Annotated in this window: 6 protein-coding genes and 1 pseudogene; 2 read left to right on the top strand and 5 right to left on the bottom strand. The window is 62.1% G+C overall.

Annotated features, from left to right (window positions below; all coding sequences use genetic code 11):
* Positions 1–126: pseudogene (locus ACRXB1_RS23990) on the bottom strand (ATP-binding cassette domain-containing protein); the annotation flags it as partial.
* Positions 127–133: 7 nt separating this feature from the next.
* Between ACRXB1_RS23990 and tssM the strand changes: the two are divergent.
* Together tssM and tagF are read left to right on the top strand one after the other, a co-directional pair.
* Positions 134–3,661 (top strand): type VI secretion system membrane subunit TssM, encoded by a 3,528-nt coding sequence (tssM, locus tag ACRXB1_RS23985; RefSeq protein ID WP_449493449.1) that lies wholly within the window; start codon positions 134–136, stop codon positions 3,659–3,661.
* Positions 3,658–4,242 (top strand): type VI secretion system-associated protein TagF, encoded by a 585-nt coding sequence (tagF, locus tag ACRXB1_RS23980; RefSeq protein WP_449493448.1) that lies wholly within the window; start codon positions 3,658–3,660, stop codon positions 4,240–4,242. The genes tssM and tagF overlap by 4 nt, the downstream gene beginning before the upstream one ends.
* On the opposite strand, the gene ACRXB1_RS23975 is transcribed toward tagF, so the two are convergent.
* The 4 genes from ACRXB1_RS23975 to ACRXB1_RS23960 form a co-directional block, all read right to left on the bottom strand.
* Positions 4,239–5,651, bottom strand: coding sequence for a serine/threonine-protein kinase (locus ACRXB1_RS23975; RefSeq protein ID WP_449493447.1), 1,413 nt, complete (start codon positions 5,649–5,651; stop codon positions 4,239–4,241). The two genes, tagF and ACRXB1_RS23975, sit on opposite strands and share 4 nt — an antisense overlap.
* Before the next feature lie 2 nt (positions 5,652–5,653).
* Positions 5,654–6,547 carry a c-type heme family protein gene (locus ACRXB1_RS23970; RefSeq protein WP_449493446.1) on the bottom strand — a complete coding sequence of 298 codons (894 nt, stop codon included), beginning with the start codon at positions 6,545–6,547 and terminating at the stop codon, positions 5,654–5,656.
* Positions 6,544–7,503, bottom strand: coding sequence for a hypothetical protein (locus tag ACRXB1_RS23965; protein ID WP_449493445.1), 960 nt, complete (start codon positions 7,501–7,503; stop codon positions 6,544–6,546). The genes ACRXB1_RS23970 and ACRXB1_RS23965 overlap by 4 nt, the downstream gene beginning before the upstream one ends.
* A gap of 89 nt (positions 7,504–7,592) precedes the next feature.
* Positions 7,593–8,090: a hypothetical protein gene (locus tag ACRXB1_RS23960; protein WP_449493444.1), complete on the bottom strand. Its 498-nt coding sequence runs from the start codon at positions 8,088–8,090 to the stop codon at positions 7,593–7,595.
* Between the last annotated feature and the right edge of the window lie 146 nt (positions 8,091–8,236).

Genomic DNA, 8,236 nt, shown 5'->3' with positions numbered 1-8,236 from the left:
CCGGGTGGGATCGTCCATCAGGATCAGGTCGGCATCCGACGCCAGCGCCCGTGCGAACAGCACCTTTTGCTGGTTGCCGCCGGAGAGCGAGAGAATGCCGGCGTTCATGGATGCGCCCCGGATACCGGTGGTCATGTCGTTTTTCGGCGTGTTGGCGCTGGCGTTCATTGTGTGGTTCGAAGGACCCTTGCTCGCGTTCAACGGTAGCGAGCCGCTAGGAAGTACGACCAGCCGATGGATCGCGATCGCGCTGCTGTCCGCGTGCTGGGCGGTGTACTTCGGCGCGCGTGCCGTGAAGGCGCGGCTTGCGAGTTCCAACTTCGTGCGCAGTCTTATCGCGGATTCGGTGAACCCGGCCGATCGCAAACCGAGCGAAGCACGCAAGGCCGCCGATGCGGATCTCGCCATCCTGCGCACGCGCTTCGAGGAAGCATTGAAGACGCTTCGAACCACCGCGACGGGCAAAGACGGCAAGGGCTGGAAATCGTGGTTCAGTGCGCGCCGCCAGACCATTTACGACTTGCCGTGGTACATGTTCGTTGGCGCGCCGGGTGCAGGCAAAACGACGGCGCTGGTTCATTCAGGGTTGCGATTTCCGCTGGCTGACCGCCTTGGCGCGCAGGCGATTGGTGGCGTTGGCGGCACGCGTCATTGCGACTGGTGGTTCACCGACGACGCCGTTCTCCTCGACACCGCCGGCCGCTTCACCACGCAAGACAGCCACGCCGAAGCGGATCGCGGCGCATGGCTCGGATTTCTCGCAATGCTGCGCAAGTACCGTCCGCGTCGTCCGCTCAACGGCGTGATGGTCGTCGTGTCGGCAGCGGACTTGTTGCAGCAGACCGATGCCCAACGTGCCGCGCACGCGGCGTCGGTGCGTGAACGCCTGAGCGAGTTGAACAAGCAGCTCGGCATGCGTTTCCCGGTGTACGTGGTAGTCACGAAGAGCGACATGCTCTCCGGCTTCTCCGAATTCTTCGATGACCTCGGCCGCGACGAACGCGAGCAAGTGTGGGGCGTGACGTTCCCGCATTCGCCTGAAGACGGCGCGGAAAATTCAGGACAACCGCTGCAACGTTTCCCGGATGAATTCCGGTTGCTCCATCGGCAGCTCCAGGAGCGCGTGCTGCAACGCATGCAGCAGGAAACCGATGTGCGCCGTCGCGCGCTGATCTATTCGTTCCCGCAGCAGTTCGCGGGTATCGAAGGATCGCTGCAGCGTTTCCTGGATGACGCCTTCAGCGAATCGCGCTTTGATCGCGCCGCGTTGTTGCGCGGCGTGTATTTCACGAGCGGCACGCAAAGCGGCCGTCCGCTCGACCGCATGATGAGTTCCATGGCCGCAGCGCTCGGGTTGCAACGGGAAGTGCTGCTCGCCGATACATCGAGTGGCCGCGCATACTTCGTGAAGCGTTTGCTGCGCGATGTGATCTTCGAGGAAGCGGGCCTTGCTGGCAGCAACTTGCGCGTCGAGCGGCGGCGTGCGCGGTTCCAGCAGATTGCTATTGGCGCGGTGGGCGCCGTGTTGATTGCAGGGTTGATCGGACTCTTTGTCAGCGACCGGGCGAACCGTCGCTTCGTTGACGAAAGCCGTCAGCAGATTGCAGCACTTCAGCAGCGGGTGCAACAGACCACGCTCGGCGATGATCCGCTCGCAGTTCTCCCCGTACTCGATGCCGCCCGAGACTTGCCCGGCGGCGAAGCCGAACGCGAAAGCCGCGGTGATGTGTGGTGGGCGAAGCTCGGTCTCGATCAACGCGAGAAAATCGGCGCCGAAGCGCAACGGGTGTATCAGCGGTTGTTGCGCCAGACGTTGTTGCCCATTGTCGTGCAGCGCATGGAAGAAGAGTTGCGTCGCGGCGATGCGAACAATGCTGCGCTTCAATATGAAGTACTGCGTGCGTACCTGATGCTTGGCGACCCGACGCACTACGATCCCGACGCATTGAGAAGCTGGGCCATGCGCGACTGGCAACGCGGTCCGCTGCAAACCGCAAGCGATGCTCAACGCGCGAGTATCGACCAGCATCTTGAGGCGCTCTTTCGCCGTGGACAGTTCGATTCAAACCTGCCGCTCGATCAGAACCTGATTGCCCAGGCACGCGCAACATTGAGCCGCGTGCCGCTTGCGCAGCGTCTGAACAGCCGCATCCAGCAGCAGCTTACGCAGCTTCATCTGGCGGATTTTTCGATCGCCAAGGCGGCGGGGCCAAGCGGGCTGCTGGTGTTCGTGCGCAAGAGCGGGATGCCGTTGACGCAGGGTATCGATGGTGCTTATACGCAAGCTGGTTTTACCGCTTTCCTGCGCTTGCGCGAGATGACGCTCGCCAACATTGCGAAGGACGACTGGGTGCTGGGGCGCGCCGAGACGAAGCCGGATGCGGCAGGTATCGATGAACTTCGCACGGCATTGACGCGTTTGTACTGCGAGGAAAGCATCCGGCAGTGGGATGGACTGCTCGGCGATGTCGGTGTCGTATCGTTTTCCGCACCCGACCAGGGCGCGCGCGTTGCGAACCTGATGGGTTCGCAGAACTCACCGCTGCGTGCATTGATTACGGCGGCGGCGCTCGAGACGACGTTCGTCGCGCCGGCAGCAAGTACTGACGCTGCCGCTGGCAAGTTCGATGCATTGCGCAAGAGCCTCGGCGGCGCAGAAGGGCAAACGCAACCCACTGCAAGTGCCGACAGCGCCGCGCTCGTCAACACGCATTTCCAGGCGCTGCATGATCTGGCTGGCAAGCCGGGGGCAACCTCGGGTGCGCCTGTCGATGATTCCATCGGTGCATTGAAGGAAGCGGCCGCAACGCTGCAAGCGGTCGATTCCGCGCGCAAGCAATCACTGCCCTTGCCGCCGACGAGTTCACTCGATCGTTTGAAACTGCTCGCGCAAGGCGCACCCGCGCCGCTCGGTGCGGTGCTGCAAGGTGTCGCGGACAACGCCGATACCGTTCAGGTCCAGAGCCAGCGTGCGCAGCTTCGGGCGCTGTGGGCATCGACGGTCGCGCCGGCTTGCCGGCAAGCGCTGGATGGCCGCTATCCGCTCGTGCGCACCTCGACGCGGGATGCCGCGCCTGATGACTTCGGGCGCATCCTCGGGCCCGGCGGCCTGATCGATGACTTCTTTCAGAAGAACTTGCAGAACCGCGTGGATACGTCGGGCGCTGTATGGCGCTGGCGCCCGGAAGCGCGCTCGCTCGGCGTACCCGACGACGTCCTTGCGCAGTTCCAGAATGCTGCGCAGATCCGCGATGCGTTGTTTCGCGATGGCGGTCATGATGTATCGGTTCGATTCTCGGCGAAGCTTGCTTCCATCGATCCATCCGTCAAACGTTTTGTATTCGATGTAGACGGCGTGCAACTGGTTGCAACCGACAGCACACCGGGCGCGACCGCCGCGTTCCAATGGCCGAGCGGCAAGGGCACGGGGCAGGCGCATGTGGAGCTCGATCCGGCATCGACGACTGCGCCGCATGCGGACGGACCGTGGGCGTTGTTCCATCTGCTCGATACCGCGCGGATCACGCCCGCGGGTCAGCCCGACCGTTTCAAGGCGACCTTCGACAACGGCCTGGTATCGGTCGACCTCACGGCGAGCAGCGTGGTCAATCCGTTTCGTGCCGGTGTGCTCGACCGCTTTCGATGCCCGGCGCAACTATGAGGACGCCTGAAGAAGCCGGCACGGGCTTCTACGGAAAAGTGCGCACGCATGGCGACTTTGTGGGACGCGGTTTGTCGCGCGAATTTGTCGTGCAGTGGGATACGTGGTTGCAGCGCGGATTGCTCAAGGCTCAGGAACAGCTTGGCGACGCCTGGTTGCAAGACTTCCTCGGCATGCCGCTATGGTGTTTCGCGATGAAACCCGGGGTGATGGATGATACGGCGTATGCGGGCGTGATGATGCCGGGTATCGACGCGGTCGGGCGGTATTTTCCTTTCGTCGTGGCTCGACCAATGGCTCAAGCTTTCTTCGATGACTGGCTGCACAGCAGTTCGGTGTGGTACGAGCATGCGGCGGGTTTGGCCTTATCGACGTTGAAGGCGAAGTTCTCGCTGGCAGAGTTCGAGACCGAGCTGGAGCAACTTGATAGCGGTGCTGAAACGCTGGTCTGGCGCGATAAGTTCAGGCGGTTTTTGAGCGAGGGCGATGTTGCAAGCGTTTGGTGGACGAGCGCGCAAGCGCTGCACAGGCACGAGGGCGCGCCGGATACGGCGTTGTTCTTGCGATTGCTGGGTGGTTAATCCGGTGCGATGCCAAGATCTCGCCGCAACGCATCGCTGTCTTTCGGTTCCTGCACGGCATCAATCAGACGTTCGTAAAACGTATCCGTATTAGGCACGTTCGCGGCGGCGCGCGCCACGATGACCCGCGCTATCGGCCCAACATATGCAGCGAGCTTGAGCGTGGCGTCCTGCAAGACCTCAGGCGCAATGCTCACCTGAAGCACCGGCTCGTTCCTGGGCATCGAAGTCCGCCTCATACCCGAAGCAATCCGTGACCCATCCCCCGGCGTCTCAAGCCGCATCAGCAGCGAGTTGAAATCGCGCCGCGCGGCATCGGTTGGAAAATGCGCCGCAAGCCGCTCCCGCAATGCGTTGAAGTCCGAGGACTTCGCCGTCGCACGACGCAGCAAGATCGTCGCAACCGGTCCCACGTGACTCGCGAGCCGCTCCTCCAGTTGCGCTATCAGTTCAGGCGGCCAGTCCATTGAAGGTTCGCTGAGCTCGGGCGCTTCGAGTAACGCAATCGGCTTTGCAAATGCGATCACCGTCTGGTCGCTGTCTTCGGATTGCGCCGCGCCGAGCGCGCCCATCAGCACGTCGCGCCATTCACGCGCGGAGGCGTAACGGTCTTCAGGCCGCTTCGAAAGCGCCTTCATCAACATCGCATCGATATAACCGGCCAAGCCCGGCACGCGTTCCGATGGCAGCATAGGCGTGTCGCTCAACACTTGCCGCATGACCACGGTCGGCGTGCCCGCGAACGGACATGCGCCGGTCAGCATTTCGTAGAGCACGACCGCAGCGGAGAAAAGGTCGGCGCGCGCATCGATGGTCTCGCCCGTGAACTGTTCCGGCGACATGTAGCTGGGCGTGCCGATCACCGTGCCCAGTTGCGTGAGATGCGACGCTTCGATCCGCGCAATGCCGAAGTCCGTGATCTTGCATTCGCCGCGTTGCGTGATCAGCAGGTTGGCAGGCTTGATGTCACGATGAATCACGCCTTCCTGATGCGCGTAATCAAGTGCATCGAGGAGTTGCAAAAAGCAACCTAAAGCACGCGCCGGTTCTATTCGGGTTGGCGTTCGGGCATGCTGAGCGAGACGCGCGGCGAGGCTCTCGCCACGCACGTATTCCATCGTGATGTATGCCGTGTCGCCCGCTTCGCCATAGTCATACACCGACACGATATTCGGATGCGCAAGGCGGCCGGCCGCACGCGCTTCGTTCAGGAAACGCGCGGTGAGGTCGTGCATCGAACCGCCTTCGGAACCTGCCGGCAACAATTCGTTGCGGATGGTCTTGAGCGCGACATGGCGCTCGATCTGCGGATCGAACGCCAGATACACAACACCCATTGCGCCGCGTCCGAGCACGCGCTCGATGCGGTATCGGCCGAGTTCGGATGGGGTATCGGCGGATGCCGTCATGATCAGTGCGCCCCTTCATCGAGGATCTTGAATGCTTCGATCAGGCTCGTCCTCATGCGTCCGAACGATACCGCCAGCGACGCAATCTCGTCCGATCCACCCGTTGGCAAAGGTGTTTCGGCAAGCTTGCCGAGACTCATTTCATCGGCGGCGCGCGAGAGCGACTGGATGGGTCGCGTGATCAGCATGTTCACCATCACGTTCATCACGATCAGCACCACCGCGAACACCGCCGTCAGCGACAGCATGAACGTGCGCCAGACAGCGCGGCCACGTTCGATGGGTTGCGTCATCGGCACCGACACGAACTCTGCGCCAATCACATCGTTCATGGTCCAGCCGAACCCGTTCGCCGAGCCGTATTTGTCGATCATGGTCGCGGGCGCTGCGCTCGGGGTGCTGTGGCATTGCATGCACGCGACGTCCGTGATGCGGCTTGGCCGCGCAAGGAACAGCGTGGGATTGCCCGACGAAATGCGTTGACCTGTCATCTGTTTCAGGTCGGGATGATCGTGCAGATGCGTGATCACGTCGGTCTCCCAATCCGTTGGCCGGTCGCGCGGATTGGTCGGATTGAGCATGGTCGACTTGTATGAGAAGTTCGGGAAATCCTTTTGCAACAGGTTCAGCATTTCGATGGCCGAGAACGCCGGAATGGACTCGGGTACGAACTGATATTTGATCTGCGTGGCGAGCAGCGGCGTGACGTGGGTTGCGGTGTAGCTTTGCATTGATGCTGCCGCGCTGATCAGCACGTTGGCGTCGTGTACGGTTTCATCGAGTGCCTGCTTTTGCAACAGACGATCCGCGACCACGCTCGCCGCACTCAGGCCGATTGCAAAGACAAGCAGGAAGACCAGATTGAACTTGGCGCTAAGAGAGAGTTTGCGTTTCATGGATGTGCATACAGTGAGTTCGCGGGCGGCGCGGAGGTGTTGACGCGAAGGGCTTGCAACGCGCGCTGGCGCGCATCGGGTCGTGGGGGCGGCGGGTAGAGCAGCACGCGCCACTCAGGCAAGGCCTTGAGGTTTTGATCGATGGCACGGCGAAACGCCTGGTCGGCAAGGCGCGAGCGGAAACGCGCGGGGAAGCGCTTGCGCGCCGGCAAGTCGCTTGCGAGCCAAGCGGACACATCGTCGTAGGTCACCGCACGCAGCGGTTTTACAGGGCTGTCGTGTGCGGCCGGTGTGATGGGCAGACGCTGCAATGCGTCGCGGAAAACAACAGGCATGTCGGTGAGGAATGCGCTCGATGGACGCTGCGCAATCTGCGGCGGCGCGCTTGCGGTCACATAAGCGAAACTCCCCGGCGTGATGGCGTTTTTACGCGCGGAACCAGCCAACGTTTGCGTGCCGCTTTCGCTGAATACGGCGATTGTCGGCTCGTCCTGATTCGTGCCGGGGAGCGCCGCAACGACCGCCGCCGCGTTCCCGCCAAGCTCGACCGAACCCCGTTCAGTATCGACGACAGGCGCCTTGCACGGCGGCGTTGCGCATGTATGGGCGATCTTCAGCCAGCCATCGAGCAGCGATACACGCGGCCCCGCCTGCAGCAGCACCCGTGTCTGTGCCCCGAGTGCGAGCAGGTTGCCTGCATTGTCCTGAAGCTGGACCACGCTGCGCGGCGCGGATTCAACCAGGTCGTCGTCACGCAGCGCTTCGCCCGCGCCCAATTGATAGACGTTCGTCGCGCGAATGACCGTGGCGGGTGCGTCGGCGCTTGCGATCGTCCAGCCGGCATGCGCTTGCGAGGCCGCACACAGCAACGCGAACGCAGACAAGCCGCACAACGCGCGTTTGACCAGCCGACGGGAGTGCAACAGAAACAGGAAGTATTCGAGGCGATAGCTCATGCGTTCCGCTGTGCGTTAATGCGCCGCGAGCCAGGAAATGGCCGGCGCATTAAACACAACAGCGAAGCTATGAAATTATTCCGCGCCTGTCAGAAAACGGGGCGGGTACTCAGGGGGATTTTCGCCGATGCCAACAGCGAGGCGCTTGACGCACGTGACTCGTCGCGGCTGAAAAGCGGCGCGACCTGGCTGCTGGAGATCTGCTTGCCAAGCGCGGTCAGGTCGACGCCTTGCGGCTGCCCGATCAGCGCATAGCCGAGTTCGGCCTGACGCCAGGTGACGACGGTCATCGATGCGACCGTTTGATCCGCTACCGCCGCATCCGGCTTGACCTCTTTCATCACGCATAGTGCGATGGGCGCGCCTTCCTTGGGCAAATACACGATCTGCACGAGCGGCTTGTTGTTGAAGCGCAGCCGTTGCACGCGCTTGAACGTGAGCCCTGCCGCGCTCAAATCGGGAATGCGCAGCGCGAGGCCATCGTCCTGGCGGATTTCATTTACGGTCTTGATGGACAGGTCGGTGTCGCTGTTGACGTTCGCAAGCGTCTCGCGCGAATAGAGTTGCTGGTAACTTGCTGCAGCCATGATCCAGGGCGAGACACCCCGTTAAAACATGCAGCGCTGTGAGTTCATGAAAACCCACAGCGCCGCAGTTACGCGTTCAAACCGCTTGAGCGTCGTGCAGCTTGCTGATCTGGTCGCTGCTGTAACCGAGGCTTGCAAGCACTTCG

The sequence above is a fragment of the Caballeronia sp. M23-90 genome (genome assembly GCF_053574605.1).
This window is presented reverse-complemented; position numbering and strand designations above follow the sequence as displayed.

What these genes read in the sequence shown, in the direction of transcription:
- ACRXB1_RS23965 (WP_449493445.1), bottom strand. Translation starts at nt 7,503, where the DNA reads ATGAGCTATCGCCTCGAATACTTCCTGTTTCTGTTGCACTCCCGTCGG.
- ACRXB1_RS23960 (WP_449493444.1), bottom strand. Translation starts at nt 8,090, where the DNA reads ATGGCTGCAGCAAGTTACCAGCAACTCTATTCGCGCGAGACGCTTGCG.
- ACRXB1_RS23975 (WP_449493447.1), bottom strand. Translation starts at nt 5,651, where the DNA reads ATGACGGCATCCGCCGATACCCCATCCGAACTCGGCCGATACCGCATC.
- tagF (WP_449493448.1), top strand. Translation starts at nt 3,658, where the DNA reads ATGAGGACGCCTGAAGAAGCCGGCACGGGCTTCTACGGAAAAGTGCGC.
- ACRXB1_RS23970 (WP_449493446.1), bottom strand. Translation starts at nt 6,547, where the DNA reads ATGAAACGCAAACTCTCTCTTAGCGCCAAGTTCAATCTGGTCTTCCTG.
- tssM (WP_449493449.1), top strand. Translation starts at nt 134, where the DNA reads ATGTCGTTTTTCGGCGTGTTGGCGCTGGCGTTCATTGTGTGGTTCGAA.